At 73.7% G+C, this 20,409-nt stretch carries 18 protein-coding genes and 3 tRNA genes; 19 read left to right on the plus strand and 2 right to left on the minus strand.

What is annotated here, in order from left to right; genetic code table 11:
* The first annotated feature begins 183 nt into the window (after positions 1-183).
* From rplU to obgE, 3 genes are all read left to right on the plus strand, one after another.
* Positions 184-501 (plus strand): 50S ribosomal protein L21, encoded by a 318-nt coding sequence (gene rplU, locus ACFYUY_RS03800; protein ID WP_188307842.1) that lies wholly within the window; start codon positions 184-186, stop codon positions 499-501.
* Between the two features lie 14 nt (positions 502-515).
* Positions 516-773: a 50S ribosomal protein L27 gene (rpmA, locus tag ACFYUY_RS03805; protein ID WP_360211510.1), complete on the plus strand. Its 258-nt coding sequence runs from the start codon at positions 516-518 to the stop codon at positions 771-773.
* Between the two features lie 101 nt (positions 774-874).
* On the plus strand, positions 875-2,350 hold the full coding sequence (obgE, locus tag ACFYUY_RS03810; RefSeq protein WP_360211508.1) for a GTPase ObgE: 1,476 nt from the start codon (positions 875-877) through the stop codon (positions 2,348-2,350).
* Positions 2,351-2,427: 77 nt separating this feature from the next.
* Here obgE and ACFYUY_RS03815 read toward each other — a convergent pair whose 3' ends face one another.
* Positions 2,428-3,243 (minus strand): hypothetical protein, encoded by an 816-nt coding sequence (locus tag ACFYUY_RS03815; protein WP_387897611.1) that lies wholly within the window; start codon positions 3,241-3,243, stop codon positions 2,428-2,430.
* Positions 3,244-3,548: 305 nt separating this feature from the next.
* Here ACFYUY_RS03815 and proB point away from each other — a divergent pair, with 305 nt between their 5' ends.
* The 5 genes from proB (at position 3,549) to ACFYUY_RS03840 (ending at position 8,712) form a co-directional block, all read left to right on the plus strand.
* Positions 3,549-4,685 (plus strand): glutamate 5-kinase, encoded by a 1,137-nt coding sequence (proB, locus tag ACFYUY_RS03820; protein WP_360221823.1) that lies wholly within the window; start codon positions 3,549-3,551, stop codon positions 4,683-4,685.
* Between the two features lie 169 nt (positions 4,686-4,854).
* The gene (locus tag ACFYUY_RS03825; protein ID WP_360221820.1) at positions 4,855-5,379 is read left to right on the plus strand and encodes a hypothetical protein; all 525 of its coding nucleotides are present in this window, start codon (positions 4,855-4,857) and stop codon (positions 5,377-5,379) included.
* Positions 5,380-5,549: 170 nt separating this feature from the next.
* Complete coding sequence (locus ACFYUY_RS03830; protein ID WP_360221817.1) at positions 5,550-6,872, plus strand: glutamate-5-semialdehyde dehydrogenase; 1,323 nt, start codon at positions 5,550-5,552, stop codon at positions 6,870-6,872.
* 89 nt (positions 6,873-6,961) lie between these two features.
* Positions 6,962-7,546: a hypothetical protein gene (locus ACFYUY_RS03835; RefSeq protein ID WP_387897616.1), complete on the plus strand. Its 585-nt coding sequence runs from the start codon at positions 6,962-6,964 to the stop codon at positions 7,544-7,546.
* A gap of 104 nt (positions 7,547-7,650) precedes the next feature.
* Complete coding sequence (locus ACFYUY_RS03840) at positions 7,651-8,712, plus strand: hypothetical protein (protein ID WP_360221811.1); 1,062 nt, start codon at positions 7,651-7,653, stop codon at positions 8,710-8,712.
* A 233-nt stretch (positions 8,713-8,945) separates the two neighbouring features.
* On the opposite strand, the gene ACFYUY_RS03845 is transcribed toward ACFYUY_RS03840, so the two are convergent.
* Positions 8,946-10,016, minus strand: a complete 1,071-nt coding sequence (locus ACFYUY_RS03845) for a M48 family metallopeptidase (RefSeq protein ID WP_360221808.1) — start codon at positions 10,014-10,016, stop codon at positions 8,946-8,948.
* A 271-nt stretch (positions 10,017-10,287) separates the two neighbouring features.
* On the opposite strand from ACFYUY_RS03845, the gene ACFYUY_RS03850 reads away from it, so the two are divergent.
* The 11 genes from ACFYUY_RS03850 (at position 10,288) to leuS (ending at position 20,063) form a co-directional block, all read left to right on the plus strand.
* Positions 10,288-10,434, plus strand: a complete 147-nt coding sequence (locus tag ACFYUY_RS03850) for a hypothetical protein (RefSeq protein WP_360221805.1) — start codon at positions 10,288-10,290, stop codon at positions 10,432-10,434.
* A gap of 186 nt (positions 10,435-10,620) precedes the next feature.
* The gene (locus tag ACFYUY_RS03855) at positions 10,621-10,776 is read left to right on the plus strand and encodes a hypothetical protein (protein ID WP_360221802.1); all 156 of its coding nucleotides are present in this window, start codon (positions 10,621-10,623) and stop codon (positions 10,774-10,776) included.
* Positions 10,777-10,899: 123 nt separating this feature from the next.
* Positions 10,900-11,532 (plus strand): nicotinate-nucleotide adenylyltransferase, encoded by a 633-nt coding sequence (nadD, locus tag ACFYUY_RS03860; protein WP_360221799.1) that lies wholly within the window; start codon positions 10,900-10,902, stop codon positions 11,530-11,532.
* 12 nt (positions 11,533-11,544) lie between these two features.
* Complete coding sequence (locus ACFYUY_RS03865; RefSeq protein ID WP_387897620.1) at positions 11,545-13,338, plus strand: LCP family protein; 1,794 nt, start codon at positions 11,545-11,547, stop codon at positions 13,336-13,338.
* A gap of 171 nt (positions 13,339-13,509) precedes the next feature.
* Positions 13,510-13,968 carry a ribosome silencing factor gene (gene rsfS / locus ACFYUY_RS03870; RefSeq protein WP_360221793.1) on the plus strand — a complete coding sequence of 153 codons (459 nt, stop codon included), beginning with the start codon at positions 13,510-13,512 and terminating at the stop codon, positions 13,966-13,968.
* Complete coding sequence (locus ACFYUY_RS03875; RefSeq protein ID WP_360221827.1) at positions 13,965-14,612, plus strand: histidine phosphatase family protein; 648 nt, start codon at positions 13,965-13,967, stop codon at positions 14,610-14,612. The genes rsfS and ACFYUY_RS03875 overlap by 4 nt, the downstream gene beginning before the upstream one ends.
* A 149-nt stretch (positions 14,613-14,761) precedes the next feature.
* Positions 14,762-14,834, plus strand: a tRNA-Ala gene (locus ACFYUY_RS03880).
* A gap of 43 nt (positions 14,835-14,877) precedes the next feature.
* Positions 14,878-14,950: transfer RNA gene (locus ACFYUY_RS03885), tRNA-Ala, on the plus strand.
* A 297-nt stretch (positions 14,951-15,247) separates the two neighbouring features.
* Positions 15,248-15,320, plus strand: a tRNA-Ala gene (locus ACFYUY_RS03890).
* Between the two features lie 97 nt (positions 15,321-15,417).
* Positions 15,418-16,722 carry a hypothetical protein gene (locus tag ACFYUY_RS03895; RefSeq protein ID WP_360221791.1) on the plus strand — a complete coding sequence of 435 codons (1,305 nt, stop codon included), beginning with the start codon at positions 15,418-15,420 and terminating at the stop codon, positions 16,720-16,722.
* Positions 16,723-17,180: 458 nt separating this feature from the next.
* On the plus strand, positions 17,181-20,063 hold the full coding sequence (gene leuS, locus ACFYUY_RS03900) for a leucine--tRNA ligase (protein WP_387897624.1): 2,883 nt from the start codon (positions 17,181-17,183) through the stop codon (positions 20,061-20,063).
* Positions 20,064-20,409: the final 346 nt, after the last annotated feature.

Raw genomic sequence — 20,409 nt, forward strand, 5'->3', positions numbered from 1 at the left:
CCGGTTTGCCCCCCGGGCGGGCGGTCCGTATTCTTGACCCTCGGCGTGTCTACGCCACGCTCCCGAGCACATCACCTTCCCGAGGTGACCGCGTCCGCGCGGTTCCGAGGGGAGAGGCCTCTGTGTCCGTACCCAGGTGGCTGGCGTCGGGAGTTCCGACCGAGCAAGGAAAGCAGGTACCGCATGTACGCGATCGTTCGCGCAGGCGGCCGCCAGCACAAGGTCGCCGTCGGCGACGTGCTGGAGATCGACCGTATCGAGGCCAAGCCGGGTGACTCGGTCGAGCTCTCGACCATCCTGGTCGTCGACGGCGAGGCCGTCACCTCCGACCCGTGGGTCCTCGCCGGCGTGAAGGCCCACGCCGAGGTGGTCGACCAGACCAAGGGTGACAAGATCGTCATCCTGCGCTACAAGAACAAGACCGGCTACCGCCGTCGCCAGGGTCACCGTCAGAAGCACACCGCGGTGCGCATCACCAGCATCGACTCGGTCAGCAAGTAAGGGGATAGCCGAAAATGGCACACAAGAAGGGCGCAAGCTCTACCCGTAACGGCCGTGACTCGAACGCCCAGCGCCTCGGCGTGAAGCGCTTCGGCGGCCAGGTCGTCTCCGCCGGCGAGATCCTCGTCCGCCAGCGCGGCACCCACTTCCACCCGGGTGCGGGCGTCGGCCGTGGCGGCGACGACACGCTGTTCGCGCTGACCGCCGGTGCGGTGCAGTTCGGCACCCGTCGCGGCCGCAAGGTCGTCAACATCGTGGCCTCCGAGGCCTGAGTCACACCAGACTCACAATGAAGGGTGGGCCGGAATGTTCCGGTCCACCCTTCATGCTTTACGCAGGTAGAAGCAGACTCATCCGTACTGGAGGCACACCCATGACCACCTTCGTGGACCGCGTCGAACTTCACGTCGCCGCGGGTAACGGGGGCCACGGCTGCGCCTCCGTGCACCGCGAGAAGTTCAAGCCGCTCGGCGGCCCGGACGGCGGCAACGGCGGGGAGGGCGGCAGCGTCATCCTCACCGTGGACGCTCAGATCACCACCCTGCTCGAGTACCACCACTCGCCCAAGCGCAAGGCCACCAACGGCAAGCCCGGCGCGGGCGGCAACCGCACCGGCGCGGACGGCGAGGACCTCGTCCTGCTGGTGCCGGACGGCACCGTGGTGCTGGACCGCAGCGGCAACGTGCTCGCCGACCTGGTCGGCCACGGCACCAGCTTCGTCGCCGCCCAGGGCGGCCGCGGCGGCCTCGGCAACGCCGCGCTCGCCTCGGCCCGCCGCAAGGCGCCCGGCTTCGCGCTGCTCGGCGAGCCCGGTGAGGCCCGTGACATCGTCATGGAGCTCAAGTCCGTCGCCGACGTGGCCCTGGTGGGGTACCCGAGCGCCGGCAAGTCCTCGCTGATCTCGGTGCTCTCCGCCGCCAAGCCGAAGATCGCGGACTACCCGTTCACCACCCTGATCCCCAACCTGGGCGTGGTCACCGCCGGCGACACCGTCTACACCATCGCCGACGTGCCCGGCCTGATCCCCGGCGCCAGCCAGGGCCGCGGGCTCGGCCTGGAGTTCCTGCGGCACGTCGAGCGCTGCTCGGTGCTGGTGCACGTGCTGGACTGCGCCACCCTGGAGCCGGGCCGCGACCCGCTGACCGACCTGGAGACCATCGAGGCCGAGCTGGCCCAGTACGGCGGTCTCGAGGACCGGCCGCGCCTGGTCGCGCTCAACAAGGTGGACGTGCCGGACGGCCAGGACATCGCCGACCTCACCCGGGCGTCCCTGGAGGAGCGCGGCTACCGCGTCTTCGAGGTCTCCGCGGCCTCCCGCAAGGGCCTGCGCGAGCTGAGCTTCGCGCTGGCCCAGATCGTCGCCGAGGCGCGGGCCGCCAAGCCCGTCGAGGAGTCGACCCGGATCGTGCTGCGGCCCGTCGCCGTGGACGACGCCGGCTTCACCATCACCGAGGAGGACGGCGCCTACCGCATCCGCGGCAGCAAGCCGGAGCGCTGGGTCCGCCAGACCGACTTCTCCAACGACGAGGCCGTCGGCTACCTGGCGGACCGGCTGGCCCGCCTCGGCGTCGAGGACCGGCTCTGGAAGGTCGGCGCCCACGAGGGCGACACCGTCATCATCGGCCCGGACGACAACGCCGTGGTCTTCGACTGGGAGCCGACCATGGCCGCCGGCGCCGAGATGCTCGGCCGCCGCGGCGAGGACCACCGCTTCGAGAACCCGCGCCCGGCCGTCGACCGCCGCCGCGAGAAGCAGAAGGGCCGGGACGCGGCCGAGGCCGAGTTCCTCGCCTTCGAGGCGCTCTCCAGCGGCCGCCAGGCCGCCATCGAGGGCGACGACGAGGACTGAGTCCGCGCAGCCGCGAGCGGCCCCCGCCACCCGTCCGGGTGGCGGGGGCCGCTCGCGTGTTCAGCGCCGGCGGGACGTCACTTCGTCCAGGCCGCCTGGACCTTGGTGATGTCGGTCGAGTCGCCGTAGCCGACCATCGCCGGGACGCCGCCGGCCGGGAAGCTGACGATGTCGCAGCCCTTGAACTCGACGCCCTTGGTGGCACCCGAGAAGCTCGGGGTGGTGCACTTGGCCACGGGGGTGGAGCCGGTCGGGTTGGCGAAGCTGGCGGTGCCGCCCGAGGCGTCGTAGACCTTGAACTTGGAGTTGGGCGCCGCGAAGGTCAGCTTGGAGTCCCCGAGGTTCTTCATCGTCCAGCTGACGTAGTAGATCGCCCGGCCGTCCAGGCCCGTGGTGGGGGCCTTGGCGTCCTGGAAGTCCTTGAGCGAGCCGGGGGTCACGCCGGTGACGGTGATCTCCAGCTTGGCCGCGGCGTTGAAGGTCTTGTCGGCGAAGTCGACGGTGGCGGGCTGGCCGAACTTCACCGCGGTGCCGGCCTGCGGCAGCTTGCCGCCGCCCGCGCCGCCGCCGGTGGCCGCGCCACCGGTCGCGCCGGCCGTGGCCGCCCCGCCCGTGGCACCGGCGGTGGCCGCCCCGCCGGTGGCCGCGCCGCCGGTCGCGCCGGTCGGGGCCGCGGTCGAGCCGCCGGCCGCGCCGCCCGTGGCGGCACCCCCGGTCGCGGCACCGCCGGTGGCCGCGCCGCCGGTCGCCGCGCCGGTCTGGGCCGGGGCCGCGCCCGTGGCGCCGCCCGTCCCCGCCGGGGTGTCCGCGTTGTCCGGGCCGCAGGCCGCGAGCGACAGCGCGGTGGCCGCCGCCAGGGCGGCGACGGTGAGCTTGGTGGTGTACGTACGCATGGTGCGCTTTCCTGGGCGCGCGACCGCGAACCGTTGCCGGCCTGCCCATTGCGGTGCCGCCCGATGACACGAGAGTCGAAGACGAATGGGTTCAGCGGGCAAGAAGCCGTCCCCCGATCTGGCTTGCGGTCAGGGACCATACCAGCCATCCGGATTGTCGGCCGCGCTGTGGCGAGGCCGTGACCGGGACGGGTCCAGCCGGTGAAACAACCGGAGGGCGACCTGTGCGGATCGCGTAGATTTCGGGGGCGACGGCCGGGCCCGGCCCGCCGCACCAGCACCACACCGGAAGGGCGTACAGCGAGATGAGCGAGGACTCACTGCGGCAGGAGGTGCTGACCGCGCGGCGGATCGTCGTCAAGGTCGGCTCCTCCTCACTCACCACGGCGGCCGGCGGCCTGGACGCCGACCGGGTCGACGCCCTGGTGGACGCGCTGGCCAAGGTGCGGGCCCGCCCGGACGCGCCCGAGGTGGTCCTCGTCTCCTCCGGCGCCATCGCCGCCGGGCTCGCGCCGCTCGGCCTCGACAAGCGCCCCAAGGACCTCGCCCGCCAGCAGGCCGCCGCCAGCGTCGGTCAGGGCCTGCTGGTCGCCCGTTACACCGCCTCCTTCGCCCGCTACGGCATCCGGGTCGGCCAGGTCCTGCTCACCGCCGAGGACGCCAGCCGGCGCGCCCACTACCGCAACGCCTACCGCACCCTCGACCAGCTGCTCGCGATGGGCGCGATGCCGGTCGTCAACGAGAACGACACCGTCGCCACCGCCGAAATCAAGTTCGGCGACAACGACCGGCTCGCGGCCCTGGTCGCCCACCTCGTCCGGGCCGACCTGCTGGTGCTGCTCTCCGACGTCGACGGGCTCTACGACGGCGACCCCTCCCGGCCCGGCACCAGCCGGATCGACCGGGTGAGCGGCCCGCACGACCTCGACGGCATCGAGATCGGCAGCGCGGGCAAGGCGGGCGTCGGCACCGGCGGCATGGTCACCAAGGTCGAGGCGGCCCGGATCGCCACCGGAGCGGGCATCCCGGTGGTGCTCACCGCCGCCAGCCACGCCGCCGACGCGCTGGCCGGCCGGCCCACCGGCACCCTGTTCCTGCGCACCGGCAGCCGCACCTCCGACCGGATGCTCTGGCTCGCCCACGCGAGCAGCCCGCGCGGGGCCCTGCACCTGGACGCGGGCGCCGTCACGGCGGTCGTCTCGGGCGGTGCCTCCCTGCTGCCGGCCGGGGTCACCAAGGTCGACGGGGAGTTCGCCGCGGGTGATCCGGTGGACCTTCTTGCCGAAAACGGCCACATCGTGGCTCGTGGACTGGTCAACTTTGATGCGAGGGAGTTGCCCCGCCTGCTCGGCCGGTCCACCCGCGACCTGGCCCAGGAGTTCGGCGCCGCGTACGAGCGCGAGGTCGTCCACCGCGACGACCTGGTCGTTCTGCGCGGCTGACCGGCCCACGCGCCGGCACCGGCCGGCCGGCGGAGCGCGGTCGGCGGGCCGCTCCGCAGGGGGAGCGGCCCGGCCGCGGGCGAGGAGGGGTGCAGCCGGACCGGTCGGCCGAGGGCCGGCGGGACCGGTGCGGGGGGACGACACGACATCGCCGAACAGGAGGCCGCCGGTGGAACGCAGGCGCGAGACGGCGCTGACCGCGGGGACCGCGGGCCGGCGGCTCACCAGCATCGACGGCGGACGCGGGGACGCCCCCGCGCAGCCGGCCGGTCCGCCGCCGCAGGGGCCCCGAGGGGTGCGCAGGCCGCCGGCGCAGCGCGCCGACGAGGGGGAGCCGCCCACCGTGCCGGAGCAGGCCCGGCTCTGGCACGTGGTGCTGAGCGTGTCCGGGCAGGTGACCCCGCTGTCCTCGCTGCGGGCCTCGCTGGAGCGGCTGGCGCACGACCACTCGTTCTTCCTGACCGCGCGCTACGCCGCCGACCACGCGGAGATCCGGTACTGGGAGCAGGCCCGGGACCTGCACGACGCGGCGGCGATCGCGCTGCGGCTGTGGGGCGAGCACAAGCTCACCGCCAACCTGCCGCCGTGGGAGATCGTCGGCCTGGAGGTGGTCGACCGGGCGACGTACCACAAGCGGGTGGCGGAGGGCTTCGGCGACCCGTCGCCGCACCTGGGGGGCGTGCACCCGTACTGAGCGCCGGGCGGGCGGCGGGTGCGGTGGGTCCGGGCGCGGTGCGTCCGGGCGGGGTGATCGCGCGGCCCGGCCGGTGCGCGCGGGCCGGCTGCGGCGGGGTGCGTCCGGCCCGGCGTTCGGATGGCGAAACGGCGGACCGGCACGGCCGGCGCAGTCGCTACCCTGGGCGCATGACCAGCGACCTCGCCACCGCCGACAGCCCCGTCCTCGCCGTAGCGCGCCGAGCCCGGGAGGCCGCCGCCGCGATCGCCCCGCTGCCGCGCCGGGCGAAGGACGCCGCGCTGCTGGCGATCGCGGACGCGCTGGTGGCCCGCAGCGCCGAGATCACCGCGGCCAACGCCGAGGACGTGGCCCGGGCCCGCGAGGCCGGCACCGCCGAGTCGGTGATCGACCGGCTGAGCCTCGACCACGAGCGGATCGCCGCGATCGCCGCCGACGTGCGCCAGGTCGTCGGCCTGCCCGACCCGGTCGGCGAGGTGCTGCGCGGCTACACGCTGCCCAACGGCCTGGACGTGCGCCAGGTACGGGTGCCGCTCGGCGTGGTCGGCATCATCTACGAGGCCCGGCCGAACGTGACCGTGGACGCCGCGGCCCTCTGCCTCAAGTCCGGCAACGCCGTACTGCTGCGCGGCTCGGCCTCCGCCTACCGCTCCAACACCGCGCTGGTCGCCGTCCTGCGGGACGCCGTCGCCGCCGCCGGACTGCCCGCCGACGCCGTCCAGCTGGTGCCGGGAGAGAGCCGCGAGTCCGTCCAGGAGCTGATGCGCGCCCGGGGCCTCGTCGACGTGCTCATCCCGCGCGGCGGCGCCTCGCTGATCCGCGCCGTGGTCGAGGGCTCGACCGTCCCCGTGATCGAGACCGGCACCGGCAACTGCCACGTCTACGTGGACGCGCGGACCGACCTGGCGATGGCCGTCGGCATCCTGCTGAACTCCAAGGCGCAGCGGGTCAGCGTCTGCAACTCCGCCGAGACGCTGCTGGTCCACCAGGACGTCGCGGACGCCTTCCTGCCGCTCGCGCTGGCCGCCCTCGCCGAGGCGGGGGTCACCGTGCACGGCGACGACGCGGTGCTCAAGGCCGCCGAGGGCACCGGCGTCACCGCGGTGCCCGCCACCGACGAGGACTGGGGCACCGAGTACCTCTCCTACGACCTGGCGGCGGCCGTGGTGCCCTCGCTGGACGCCGCGGTGGAGCACATCCGCCGCTGGTCCTCCGGCCACACCGAGGCCATCGTCACCACCTCGCAGGCCGCCGCCCGGCGGTTCACCCAGCTGGTCGACTCGACCACCGTCGCCGTCAACGCCTCCACCCGCTTCACCGACGGCGGTGAGTTCGGCTTCGGCGCGGAGATCGGGATCTCCACCCAGAAGCTGCACGCCCGCGGCCCGATGGGCCTGCCCGAGCTGACCAGCACCAAGTACATCGTCACTGGTGACGGGCACGTGCGGGGCGAGGCGACGCAGACCGTCGGCGGGGCCGCGGACGCCGGCTGACCCGGCCCGGAGCGCCCCGCGTCACACGGGCGACGGACCAACTGCGAGGAGCCACAGACAAATCGCCCGCCCGGTAATACGCTGAATCCGTGGCTGAGGATGTGGGGGGCTTGCCGTACCCCGACGGCGCCGACCACGGTGGTGCGGACGACGAGTTCGCCACCGTGGTCTTCGATGAGGCCTTCGTCCGGTCCGCCGCCGTGCACGAGCCGACGGCCAAGGAGCGGCAGCTCGCCGCCGCCGAGGCGCGGTTCGAGCCGGACTCCGCGGGCCCGGGCTGGGGGTATGACGTCACGGCCGGGGACGGGCTGCCGCTGGAGCTGCGCCCGTACCCGAGCGGACTCGACGACGACCACCACTACCCCGACCCCTGGTCGGGCCCGGGCCGGGCGACCGGCCGCCAGGGCCGCCGCCGGGGCGGGCGGGGTGCCGACCCGCTGCGCGGGCGCGGACGGTACGTGGCGCAGCAGCGCTGGCACCGGCCGGTGGCCTGGATCCTCGCCGTGATCATGGGCGTGAGCCTGGTGGCGGTCGCCGTCGCGGCGATCTACCAGGGCGTGGGCGGGCCGGCCGGCGCGCCCCGGCGCCCCGAGTCCGGCAGCAGCAGCGCCGGGACGGACCCGCGACCCGCGCCGGCCGAGCCGTCGCTCGTGGTCACCGCACCCGCGGGGTGACGTCGTAGCGGCGGTGCGGGTCGGGGCGGGTGGTCACGGAGCGCTCCCGGGAATCTGTGTGAGCGCCCTCGTGGAGCGGCCCGGATCCGGCTTACCCTGGTGTCATGGGTGACCCGCGAGAACCTCCGGAGGGTACGCCCGACGGTGGTTCCGGCAACGAGGACGAATACCGGTCCGTCGTTTTCGACGAATCGTTCGTCCGGGCTGCCCGGATCCAGGAGCTGTCCGCCCGGGAGCGGCTGGCCGGGTCCTTCGGGAAGGCCACCCGGGCCCGGGTGCGGCTCGGTCCGCTGGGCACCGTCCCGCGGCAGGCGCTCGCCCTGCTGCTGCTCATCCTGCTGGCCTTCGGGGCCGCGGTGTACTTCGGGGTCAGCTCGCCGAACCGGATCTCGGCCCGGCCCGAGGGCAGTCAACTGACCGTCAGTCTGGTCGCGTTGAGCCCCGCCGCGGCGGTCAAACCGGTCGCCGACCCGGCCGATCCGTTCGCCGCGCTGCCGGTCGGCTACAGCGACGGTGCGATCGGCCTGGGCACCCCGAGCGGGGCCGCCACCGAGCACTTCAGCCGGGTCGAGGTCACCAAGGCGCTCGACACCGTCCAGCGCTACCTGGTCGCCTCGTCGCTCGCTCCGGGCACCCTCGTCCAGGGCGCCACCGACGACGTGCGGGCCTTCGTGACCCCGGGGGAGCAGGCCCAGTTCGACACCAGCGTCGCCCAGCCCGTCGACGACCGGCACCACGCGCTCACCGGCTGGCTGGTCCGCTTCGACCCGGCACAGGTCGCGCTCGCCGCGGACTCCGTCAAGGTGACCGGTGCTATGCGGATCGACGAGGCGGACAGCGGCACCCTGCAGATCACCACCGACCACACCTTCGTCTACGCGCTGAAGGCGGCCGGAGCCCCGGCCGGCGCGCCGGTGACCCTGGAGACCGTGCGGCGGCAGCTGACCTTCCAGTTCGACCGGGTCGACCTCGCCTCGGCGCAGCTGCGGCTGGTGGACTCGGTCATCCAGGCCGGCCCCCAGCCCTGCAGCGGTTCGATGGCCGGGTTCCTGCAGCCGGTGCTCGCGACCGCGCAGGGCACCCAGGTCCCGGCGCCGGCGGCGATCGACCCGGGAAACCACGCGCACCCGGCGTGGCAGGTCTGCGGGGTGCTGGCGGGCGGCTGAGGCACGGCTCCCGGGGGTCTTCCCCGGCGTCCGGGCGCTTCGCGCCGCCCGTGGCCGGGGCTTCCCCGCCGCCGCGGCGGGGTCCGGGCCTGCTCCCCGCCCGGGTGCGGGGCTTCTCTCTCCGCCCGGGTGCGGGGCTTCCTCTCCGCCCGGGTACGGGGTCTCTTCGCCGCCCGGGTACGGCGACGGCCGGCGCCCCGGGGCGGGGCACCGGCCGTCGACGGGCGGGCGGGTCAGCCCTTGCCGCGGTCCTCGCCGTCCTCGCGCGGGGCGGCGGACGGGCGGGCGGCGCCCGTGAAGGTGTCGCGGAGCTTGCCGCCGACGTTCGCGGCACCGCCGGCGACGTCCCGGATCAGGCCCATCAGCGGGTCCTTGCTGTCCTTCACCGAGGACGTGTAGTGGTCGGCGGCGGCCTTCCACTGCTCGCCGACCGAGGTGTTCGGGTCGTCCGCCCGGCGCGGGTAGGCGCCGGCCAGGATCGAGCGGTAGTCCTCGCTCTCGGCCCACTTCTTCAGCTGGGCGACCCGGACCACCGCGAACGGGTGGCTCTGCGGCAGCACCTGGAGCAGCTTGAGCACGCCGTCGCGCAGGTCCCCGGCCTTCTCGTACTCCTCGGCCTGCTCCAGGAAGGCGTCGACGTTCAGCTCGGCCAGGTCGTGCCCGCCGGCCAGCTTCATCAGGGCCCGCATGGACGCCTGGAGGTCCTGCCCGGCGAGCAGGCCCGCGCGGTCGCTGGACAGCTCCGCCTTGCGGAACCACTCCTTGAGCGCGGTGACGACCGCCATGATCGCCAGGTTGCCGAGCGGCACCCAGGCGACCCGGGTGGCGATGTTGGTGAGGATCATCAGCATCGTCCGGTAGACGGCGTGGCCGGACATCGCGTGGCCGACCTCGTGGCCGATGACCGAGCGCAGCTCCTCCTCGTCCATCAGGTCGACCAGGCCGCTGGTGATCACGATGACCGGGGAGTCGATGCCGATGCAGTACGCGTTGACCGTCGGGTCCTGGGTCACGTACAGGTCCGGGACCTTCTCCAGGTCGAGCACGTAGGCCGCGTCGCGCACCATGTCGTACAGCTCGGGGAACTGGCGCTCGGAGGTCTTCACGGCGGTGGCCAGGAACATCAGCCGGATCGAGCGCTCGGAGACCAGCCCGGCGAGCTTCTTCAGCACGTCGTCGAAGCCGGTCAGCTTGCGCAGGGCGACCAGGGCGGACCGGTCCGCCGGGTGCTCCCAGGCACGGGTGGAGATGCCGGCGAAGCGCTGGCGGCGCCGGCTGGGGGTCTTCACGGTCGGGTCGGTCATGGTCCGGGTACCTCCTGGTCGACGGCGGCCCCGGCCCGGCGGCCGGCCCCCCGCTGCTGTGCTCCTTCAACGACTGAATCTGCAACGTCCGTGGTTGCGTACTCGTCCCCGGGCGGGCACGCGTACCCGGGCCGGGCGGGCACCAGGACCCGGGCCGGCCGCGCCGCGGGGGCCGGTGGGGGCCGCCGGTGTGAGGCCGGTTTACCCTGAATGCCCTGGAGAACCGAGACCGGACCCGGCCGCGGTACCGAGCAGTTCGAGGAGCCCGCAGATGTCCACCGACGCGCTTGTCAGCCTGGCCACGCCCATCTCGAACGAGGCCGGCCCGGGTATCTTCCTGCGGATCATCGTGGTGGCGTCGTTCGTCGGCGTCGGCCTGCTGGTCTGGATCATGGCGCGCGCCTTCCGCGGCAACTGAGGCCCCGCGGGGCCCCGCCCGGGGCGCGTCGCACCTGCTGCCCGCCCCGGCGGGGCTCACCCCCGGTCAGCGGCGGTGGGCCGCCGAGCGGTTGCGGTGTGACCCCCCGTACGATGACGGGTGGGCCCTCACTGGCCCGGAAGAACCCCAGGTCCGTTCACCCGAGCCGAGAAGGTCACGCCGACCATGAACACTGCCGCCGCACTCCCCGTCCTGAACCTGCTCGCCGAGGGCGAGGGGGGCAACCACGACAGCCTCAACCCGTACCTGACGGGTGGCGCCGCACTGTTCATCCTGCTGCTCCTGCTCTTCGTCACCACCCGCTTCAACCGGGACCGCTGAGCCCGTCCCGACGCCGCCCGGGGGGCGTCCGGCCCGTGCGCCGGACGCTCCCCGAGGCGTCTGCGGAGGACCCCCACCCGGGCGTTCCCGCACCGTAACGGGCGTCGCGTAAGGTGTGGCGGCATGGGAGAGCAGGCCGGGAATCCCGGCGGACCGGAACCGGTGAAGAAGCGCCTCGGCGTGATGGGCGGAACCTTCGACCCGATCCACCACGGCCACCTGGTCGCCGCCAGCGAGGTGGCGAGCGCGTTCCACCTGGACGAGGTGGTCTTCGTCCCGACCGGGCAGCCGTGGCAGAAGAGCGACCGCCAGGTCACCCCGGCCGAGGACCGCTACCTGATGACGGTCATCGCCACCGCCGAGAACCCGCAGTTCTCGGTCAGCCGGATCGACATCGACCGCGAGGGCCCGACGTACACCGTCGACACCCTGCGCGACCTGCACGCCATGCACCCGGACGCCGACCTCTTCTTCATCACCGGTGCCGACGCGCTCGCCCAGATCCTGTCCTGGCGCGACTCCGAGGAGCTCTTCTCGCTCGCCCACTTCATCGGATGCACCCGCCCGGGGCACACTCTGTCGGACGCCGGGCTTCCGGTGGGCGGGGTCTCCCTGGTGGAGGTCCCGGCGCTGGCCATCTCCTCCACGGACTGCCGCAACCGGGTCGCCAAGGGCGAACCGGTCTGGTACCTCGTCCCGGACGGCGTGGTCCGCTACATCGACAAGCGGGCGCTGTACGCGCCGCACCGGACCTGACCAGGAGCGGGCGTGAGTGATCGCAGCGGCGGCCAGCAGCACCAGCAGCCGGAGGAGTGGTCGACGGGGCAGTACCAGCAGCCGTACCAGGCGTACCAGCAGCCGCAGCAGCAGCCGCAGCAGTACGACCAGTACGGGCAGCCGGTGTACTCCCAGGACGCCTACGGCTACCAGGAGCAGCAGCCCTACCAGCAGCAGCCGCAGCAGTACGACCAGTACGAGCAGCAGTACGACCCGTACGGGCAGCCCGTGCAGCCGGGACAGGCCGGCCAGGCGTACCAGCAGCAGGGCGGCTACGGCTACCAGGACCAGCAGTACGGCTACGACGGCTACCAGCAGCAGGCCTACCCGGCCGCCCCTGCGGTGGCCGAACCCGAGCCCGAGCCCGGGGCCCGGTCCGGGCAGCGACCCGGACCAGCCGTCACCGCCGAGCCCCCGGCCCCCGCGCCGCCGCGCCCGCGCGCGCCCAAGCCCGCCGCGGCCCCGGCCAAGCCCGAGCAGCCGTCCGAGATGGTCGGCGGGGCCCGGGCCGGCAAGGCCGGCTCGAAGGCGTCCAAGGACGACTACCCCACGGGCGAGTTCACCTTCGTCGACGAGGAGGCGGAGGAGACCGAGGACGTCATCGACTGGCTGAAGTTCGCCGAGTCCCGCAGCGAGGTGCGCGCCGAGCGCCGCCGCAAGCTGCGCAACCGGCTGATCGGCCTCGGCGTGGTGGTGGCCCTCGCGGCGGCCGGCACCGGCGGCTACCTCTGGTTCACCGGCGACAAGCAGACCGCGGCTAGCGCGGCCGGCCCGCGCCAGGTCAACGTGGTGCACCTGCGCGACCTGCAGGGCAAGGTCTCCAGCGCGCTGCTGGTCAACGACGTCACCGGCAAGAAGGGCACCGTCCTGCTGCTGCCCGACACCCTGCGGCTGCCCGGCCCCGGCGACCCGCCGGTCACCACCGTCGGCCAGGCCATGGACAGCATGGGCGCCTCGGCCACCCGCGACGGCCTGTCCACCGTGCTCGGGGCCCCGGTCGCCGGCACCTGGCGCCTGGACACCCCGTACCTGGAGATGCTGGTCTCCCAGCTCGGCGGAGTCCGCGTGGACACCAACGCCGAGACCCACGAGGGCGGCAAACCGGACGGCAAGCTGCTCTCCGCGGCGGGCAAGAACACCATGCTCAACGGAAAGGCCGCGGTCGCCTACGCCACCCTGCAGGCGCAGGGGGAGAACCGCGACGCCCAGCTGGCCCGTTTCGGGCAGGTGATGGACGCGGTCCTGCGCACCATGCCCACCGAGCTGAAGGACGCCAAGGACGACGTGCACCGGATGAACGCGGTGCTCGACCCCTCGCTGCCCGAGGACGCCCTCGCCGGGGTGCTCGCCCAGCTCGCCCAGCAGGCGAAGGACGGCCACCTCGGCACCACCGCGCTGACCGTCAAGCCGGACGGCGGCCTGGACGAGGCCACCGCGGGCAAGCAGGTCAAGGACGTGCTCGGCGGCACCGTGAAGTCCGCGGCCTCCGGCGAGGCCCCGGCCCGGGTCTCGATCCAGGACGCCACCGGGAACGACCAGGCGGCCGCCGCCGCACAGGTCCAGGTGGTCAACTCCGGCCTGACCTTCATCCCCGGCGGCTCCAGGACCGCCCCGCAGGCCACCAGTGAGATCCGCTACACCGACGACGCCCGGCAGGCCGCGGCGAAGTCGCTGGCGACCAGTCTCGGCCTGCCGGACACCGCGGCGAAGAAGGTCGGGGACGCCCAGAACGCGGACCTCGTGGTGGTGCTCGGCAAGGACTACCAGCCGCCGAAGAACCAGTAGGGCGGGCCCGCCCGGGCCGGACCCGGCCCCGGGCCCCGGCCCGGGCGGGCCCGGCGGGCGGCGGCGCGGCCCCGGAAAAGCGTTCCGGGGCCGCCTCGGCGGCGTGAGATCCTGGAAGGCACCCCCGGCCGAGCGCCGGGGGCACCCAAGCCGCCGAGCCGGAAGAACACCGTGACCGTCACCGACCACAGCCAGCAGCTCATCACCGTCGCCGCGCAGGCGGCGGCCGACAAGCTCGCGCACAACATCATCGCCTTCGACGTCAGCGAGGTGCTGTCGATCACCGATGCCTTCCTGATCGCCTCCGCCGGCAACGACCGCCAGGTCCGGGCCATCGCCGAGGAGATCGAGGACCAGCTGCGCGAGCAGCTGGACATCAAGCCGGTGCGCCGCGAGGGCGAGCGCGAGGGCCGCTGGATCCTGCTCGACTACCTGGACATCGTCGTCCACGTCCAGCACTCCGAGGAGCGTTCCTTCTACTCGCTGGACCGCCTCTGGAAGGACTGCCCCGAGCTGCCCCTGCCCGAGGACGCCGTCGCCTCGCGCAACCGCCCCGACGCCCACACCGACGGGGCGGGCAACGCCGTCGCCCCGGCGGACGACTTCGGCAAGCCCGAGGACCTGCACTGAGCCGGGACGCGCGGGGCCCGCGCATCGTCTTCTGGCGGCACGGTCAGACCTCCTGGAACCTCGAGTCCCGATTCCAGGGCACCACGGACATCGAGCTGACCGGGCAGGGCGTCCTGCAGGCCCAGCGGGCGGCCCGGCTGCTCTCCGGCCTGCGGCCCGACCTGCTGATCTCCTCCGACCTCGTCCGGGCCCGGCGCACCGCCGAGGAGCTGGCCCAGGTCACCGGGCTCGACGTCCAGCACCACGAGGGCCTGCGGGAGACCTACGCGGGCTCCTGGCAGGGCCTGACCAACGCCGAGATCCGCGAGCGCTACCCCGAGGAGTACGCGGCCTGGGCGGCCGGCGAGCCGGTCCGGCGCGGCGGCGGCGAACTGGCGACCGAGGTCGCCGACCGCTCCGTCCCGGTGGTGCTCGAGGCCGTCGCCAAGCTGCCGGAGCACGGGACGCTGGTGGTGGTCAGCCACGGCGGGACCATCCGCACCATGCTCGGGCGGCTGCTCGACCTGGAGCCCGCCCAGTGGGAGTGCTTCGGCGGACTGTCGAACTGCTGCTGGTCGGTGCTCGGCTCGGGGGCGCGCGGCTGGCGCCTGCTGGAGCACAACGCGGGCACGCTCCCGCAGCCGGTGATCGGCGACGACACCTGAGCGACGGGTGCGTCACGGGTGGGACGGAGGGGGCCCGGAAGGGCCCCGAGAGGGCGGATTTCGCAGTTCCGGGCCTGACCAGCTAGAGTCTTCCTCGTTCGCAGGGAAGGAACGCGGCCCGGAAGGGAAGCGGGAGATCCGGTGAGTGCGGGGCTATAGCTCAGTTGGTAGAGCGCTTGCATGGCATGCAAGAGGTCTGGGGTTCAATTCCCCATAGCTCCACTCCGCACCAGCGATCCTGTTCAGGCAGGGGAGCCCGTGTCGCGGGGCTATAGCTCAGTTGGTAGAGCGCTTGCATGGCATGCAAGAGGTCTGGGGTTCAATTCCCCATAGCTCCACAGCAGTGGAGAGGCCGTCACCCTTCGGGTGGCGGCCTCTCGCGTTGTGGGGGTGCGTCCGTCGGGCCGGGTCGTCGGGGTGCGTCCGTCGGGTCGGGTCGGGGTGGCGGGAGCGACCGGGTGCACGGCGACCCGTCCGGGGCCCGTGGCAGCCGGCGGACCACGCAGGTCACGGCCCGGTCGGCGGCCGCGGGAAACGGATTCGTGGAGCACCCCCGGGACCGTGTAAAGTAGTCGATGTCGCCGAGGGAAACCGGACGGAAACGGCCGAAAGCCCCCGGTGACATCGCAGGTCAAGGGGCTATAGCTCAGTTGGTAGAGCGCTTGCATGGCATGCAAGAGGTCTGGGGTTCAATTCCCCATAGCTCCACAGCAGTCGAGGGCCGTCTTCCGAAAAGGGAGGCGGCCCTTCGTCGTTCTGCTCATGCCACCGGCGGGAGACCCGGAAAGACCGCTACCTTCGTGCCATGGCCGATCTGGAGCGAAGGCGGAACGAGGAACTGGCCCGGATACTGCACCAGCTCGGCTGGAGTCCGGAACGGCTCGCCCGCGAGGTGAGCCTCGCCCTGCCGCCGGGCCTGGCCATCAGCTCCACCGCCCCCTACAAGTGGCGCGACCGCGGCATGGTGCCGCGCAGCCCGCACGACCAGACCGTCTGCGAGGTCCTCAGCCGCACCCTCGGCATCGCCGTCACGTACGAGCAGCTCTGGGGCCGGATGGGCGGCCACCGCGGCGCCAAGATCCTCTCGCCCCGGCTGCTCACCGACCCGTGGACCGCCGACACCGCCCAGACCGCGCTGCGCGAGGCCGCCACCGACGCCGGACCGGTCCGCCTCACCGACCTCTTCCGCGGCGCCGACCTCGACCAGGCCGCCGAACGGCTCGCCTCCCCGCCGCCACCCGTCGGCGGCGGCGAGGGGGCCCTGCGCATCGACCCCGGCCTGGTCGGCGACCTCGGCCTCTCCTACCGCAGCAAGCAGCGGCTCGAACGCTCCTGCGGCGGCGGCCTCGTCCTCGGCCCCACCCGCGCCGAACTCGCCATGGTGGCCAAGCTGCTGGAGCTCGGCGCGTACGACGAACGGCTCGGCCGCGAGCTCTACGGCACGGCCAGCCGGCTCGCCCGGCTGGCCGGCTGGGCCGCCTACGACCTCGGCCACGACGCGGCCGCCCAGCGGGCCTTCGTCGCCGCGCTGCGCGCCGCCCACGTCAGCGGTGAGCCCCGGCTGGGCGTCGCCGTGCTCGGCGCCCTGGTGGCGCTCGCCCCGCAGGGCGCGGGTGGACGGGGCCTGGACGCCGTCGACGCCCTCGACCGGGCCCTGACCGTCCACGCCGCCGCGCTGAGCCCCGTCGGGCGGGCCCGCCAGCTCGGCCGGATCGCCCGCGCGCACGGACGCCGGGGCGAGGCGGAACGGACCGAGCGGGCCGCCGCCAGGGCCTTCGCCGAGCTCGACGGCGTGCCCGGCACGGCCGAGGCCCGCGCCGACCTCGCCGGGATGGTGGGGGAGGGGCGCCTGGCGCTCGGCCAGTACCGGCTGGCCAAGGCGCTGCTCGCGGAGGCCGTCGCGGGCCTCGGGGCCGGCCGGGCCCGGTCGAAGGCGCTGCTGATGGTCCGCCTCGCCGAGACCCACCGGCGCCTCGGCGACCAGCGGGAGGCGGCCCGGACCGCGGCGCTCGCCCGGACGCTCGCCTCGGGCATGCAGTCCGAGCGGCTGGCCCGGGCGCTGCGGGACTTCGACACGGCGGGGCGGGTGGCGGCGCAGGCCGGGAGGTGAGGGGCGGGCCTGGTGCGTCGGCCGCCGCCCGTCGGTGACGGTCCGGCTCCGGTGGCGGCGGCCCGGCCCCGGTGGCGGGCGGGGCCCGAGGGAGGAGTGTGGGGTCCGAGGGAGGCGTGTGGGGTCCGGGGCAGGCGTGCGGCGGGCGGCCGGTGCGGGGCGCGCCCCCGGCGGTCCGTGAAGGGCGGCTGGCGGGCGGTCCGTGAGGGCGTGCGGCGGGCGGTCCGCAGGGCGGTACACCCGGGAGCGGGCCGACCCGCTTGCGGTACCCTGAGCCCATGCGAACCGTGCGCCTGCTCCTTAGTCGGCCGCGCTGACCAGGACCGGCTGCGCCCTCGGGCGGGGCCGGAGTCGGCGTGGCGTCCCCTCCTGCGAGGGGATTTTTTGTTTTCCGCCCCCGTTCACGGGCCGGCCGTGTGCGCGGTTCGCCAACTGACACCGATGGAGCTTGAAGGACCATGAGCGAGACGACCCCTGCGTCCGGCACGGCCGAGACCGTGACCGAGCCGTTCCGGTACAGCGCTGCGCTGGCGGCGGAGATCGAGTCCCGCTGGCAGGACATCTGGGAGAAGGAGGGCACCTTCCACGCCCCCAACCCCACCGGTGCGCTGGCCGACCCGTCGGCCGGTGACGTCGCCGCGCGGCCGCACAGCTTCATCATGGACATGTTCCCGTACCCCTCGGGTGCGGGCCTGCACGTCGGCCACCCGCTGGGCTACATCGCCACCGACGTCTACGCCCGCTACCAGCGGATGACCGGCCACAACGTGCTGCACACGCTGGGCTACGACGCCTTCGGCCTGCCCGCCGAGCAGTACGCGGTGCAGACCGGCACCCACCCGCGGGTCTCCACCGAGGCCAACATCGCCAACATGCGCCAGCAGCTGCGCCGGCTGGGCCTGGGCCACGACCCGCGCCGCTCGATCTCCACGATCGACCCGGAGTACTACCGCTGGACCCAGTGGATCTTCCTGCAGATCTTCAACTCCTGGTACGACGAGGCCGCCGGCAAGGCCCGCCCGATCGCCGAACTCGTCGCCGGGTTCGAGTCCGGTGAGCGCGCCACCCCGGACGGCCGCGCCTGGGCCGAGCTGTCCGCCGCCGAGCGGGACGAGCTGCTGGGCGAGTACCGGCTGGCGTACGCCAAGGAGGTGCCGGTCAACTGGTGCCCCGGCCTGGGCACCGTCCTGGCCAACGAGGAGGTCACCGCGGACGGCCGCTCCGAGCGCGGCAACTTCCCGGTGTTCAAGTCCAACCTGCGCCAGTGGATGATGCGCATCACCGCGTACTCCGACCGGCTGATCGCCGACCTGGACCTGCTGGACTGGCCCGAGGCCATCAAGCTGCAGCAGCGCAACTGGATCGGGCGCTCCGAAGGCGCCCGGGTCGACTTCGCCGTCGGCTCCGACGAGAAGATCACCGTCTTCACCACCCGCCCGGACACCCTGTTCGGCGCCACCTACATGGTGCTGGCGCCCGAGCACGGTCTGGTCGACTCGATCGTCCCGGCCGCCTGGCCCGAGGGCGTGCCCGCCGAGTGGACCGGCGGTGCCGCCACCCCCGCCGAGGCCGTCGCCGCCTACCGCGCCACCGCCGCCGCCAAGTCGGACGTCGAGCGCCAGGTCGAGGCCAAGGTCAAGACCGGCGTGTTCACCGGCGCCTACGCCGTCAACCCGGTCAGCGGCGCGGCCGTCCCGGTGTTCATCGCCGACTACGTGCTGATGGGCTACGGCACCGGCGCCATCATGGCCGTCCCCGCCCACGACCACCGCGACTTCGCGTTCGCCCGCGCCTTCGCGCTGCCGATGCGCTGCGTCGTCGAGCCCACCGACGGGCGCGGCGAGGACCCGGCGGCCTGGGACGACGCGTTCGACACCTACGACTCGGTCATCGTCAACTCCACCCGGGACGGCCTGACCCTGGACGGCCTGAGCGTCGTCGACGCCAAGGCGCACGTGACCGGCTGGCTGGCCGAGCGCGGCATCGGCGAGGGCACCGTCAACTACCGCCTGCGCGACTGGCTGTTCAGCCGCCAGCGGTACTGGGGCGAGCCCTTCCCGATCGTCTACGACGAGGACGGCGTCATGCACGCGCTGCCCGAGTCGATGCTGCCGGTCGAGGTCCCCGAGGTCGACGACTACTCGCCGCACACCTACGACCCGTACGACTCCACCTCCTCGCCCAAGACCCCGCTGTCGCGCAACGAGGACTGGGTCAACGTCGAGCTGGACCTGGGCGACGGCCCGAAGCGGTACCGCCGCGAGACCAACACCATGCCCAACTGGGCGGGTTCCTGCTGGTACGAGCTGCGCTACGTCGACCCGTCCAACGACGCGGCCGTGGTCGACCCCGCCAACGAGCGCTACTGGCTGGGCCCGACCGCGACCAAGCCGGCCGGCGGCGCCGACCTGTACGTCGGCGGTGCCGAGCACGCCGTGCTGCACCTGCTGTACGCGCGCTTCTGGCACAAGGTGCTGCACGACCTGGGCCACGTCTCCTCCGTCGAGCCGTTCCACAAGCTGTTCAACCAGGGCATGATCACCGCGGACGTCTACCGCGACGAGCGCGGCTTCCCGGTGCCCGCCGCCGAGGTCGAGGAGCGCGACGGGGCCTACTCCTGGCAGGGCGAGCCGGTCAAGCGCGAGGCCGGCAAGATGGGCAAGTCCCTGAAGAACGCCGTCGCCCCCGACGACATCGCCGACGAGTACGGCGCCGACACGCTGCGCCTGTACGAGATGTCGATGGGCCCGCTGGACGTCTCCCGCCCCTGGGACACCCGCGCGGTCGTCGGCTCGTACCGCTTCCTGCAGCGGCTGTGGCGCAACGTCGTCTCGGAGACCACCGGCGAGCTGGTCGTCACCGAGGAGGAGCCGGACGAGGCCACCCTGCGGGCCCTGCACAAGGCGATCGACGGCATCCGTGCCGACATGGCCGGGCTGCGCTTCAACACGGCCGTGGCCAAGGCGATCGAGCTGAACAACGCCCTGGTCAAGCGCGGCTCCACGCCGCGCGCCGTGGCCGAGCAGCTGGTCCTGATGGTCGCGCCGCTGGCCCCGCACATCGCCGAGGAGCTGTGGCGCCGACTGGGCCACGGCGAGTCGCTGGCGCACACCGACTACCCGGTCGCCGACCCGGCGTACGTGGTGGACGAGTCGGTGACCTGCGTGGTGCAGATCAAGGGCAAGGTCAAGGCGCGGCTGGAGGTCGCCCCGGGCATCTCGGACGCCGAGCTGGAGGCGCTGGCGCTGGCCGACCCGGCCGTCGTCGCGGCGCTGGGCGACGCGCCGGTGCGCAAGGTGATCGCGCGGGCTCCGAAGCTGGTGAACATCGTCACCGGGTGACTCGGTGATTCGGTGACTCGGTGACTCGGTGACTCGGTGACTCGGTGATCGGGTGACTGGTCGACCGGGTGGCCGGTGGATCGGGTGACCGGTCGGCGGCGGGCGGTCGGCGGGCGGTCGGTCGGCGGTCGGTCGGTGTGCCGGTCGAGCGTGGTGTGTGGGCGGGCGTCCTCCGGGGCGCCCGCCCTTCGCCGTGCTCCGGCGCTCTCCGCCGTGCTCCGGCTCCCGCTCCTCTCCCTGCGCGCCCTGTGCCCTTGGGGGAATCCCCGATCTGTCCCTGATCTCCGCCGCCGGGGCCCGTTCGGCCGGCCCCCGGGCCCCGTGCGGCGGCTACGGTGGAACCCTC

Origin of the sequence: Kitasatospora sp. NPDC004745 (assembly GCF_042873275.1) — a bacterium.
GTDB lineage: Bacteria > Actinomycetota > Actinomycetes > Streptomycetales > Streptomycetaceae > Kitasatospora.

Bases quoted from the DNA above. Each gene is read 5' to 3' on its own strand.
- rplU (WP_188307842.1), top strand. From the start codon at position 184: ATGTACGCGATCGTTCGCGCAGGCGGCCGCCAGCACAAGGTCGCCGTC.
- rpmA (WP_360211510.1), top strand. From the start codon at position 516: ATGGCACACAAGAAGGGCGCAAGCTCTACCCGTAACGGCCGTGACTCG.
- obgE (WP_360211508.1), top strand. From the start codon at position 875: ATGACCACCTTCGTGGACCGCGTCGAACTTCACGTCGCCGCGGGTAAC.
- ACFYUY_RS03815 (WP_387897611.1), bottom strand. From the start codon at position 3,243: ATGCGTACGTACACCACCAAGCTCACCGTCGCCGCCCTGGCGGCGGCC.
- proB (WP_360221823.1), top strand. From the start codon at position 3,549: ATGAGCGAGGACTCACTGCGGCAGGAGGTGCTGACCGCGCGGCGGATC.
- ACFYUY_RS03830 (WP_360221817.1), top strand. From the start codon at position 5,550: ATGACCAGCGACCTCGCCACCGCCGACAGCCCCGTCCTCGCCGTAGCG.
- ACFYUY_RS03840 (WP_360221811.1), top strand. From the start codon at position 7,651: ATGGGTGACCCGCGAGAACCTCCGGAGGGTACGCCCGACGGTGGTTCC.
- ACFYUY_RS03845 (WP_360221808.1), bottom strand. From the start codon at position 10,016: ATGACCGACCCGACCGTGAAGACCCCCAGCCGGCGCCGCCAGCGCTTC.
- ACFYUY_RS03850 (WP_360221805.1), top strand. From the start codon at position 10,288: ATGTCCACCGACGCGCTTGTCAGCCTGGCCACGCCCATCTCGAACGAG.
- ACFYUY_RS03855 (WP_360221802.1), top strand. From the start codon at position 10,621: ATGAACACTGCCGCCGCACTCCCCGTCCTGAACCTGCTCGCCGAGGGC.
- nadD (WP_360221799.1), top strand. From the start codon at position 10,900: ATGGGAGAGCAGGCCGGGAATCCCGGCGGACCGGAACCGGTGAAGAAG.
- ACFYUY_RS03895 (WP_360221791.1), top strand. From the start codon at position 15,418: ATGGCCGATCTGGAGCGAAGGCGGAACGAGGAACTGGCCCGGATACTG.
- leuS (WP_387897624.1), top strand. From the start codon at position 17,181: ATGAGCGAGACGACCCCTGCGTCCGGCACGGCCGAGACCGTGACCGAG.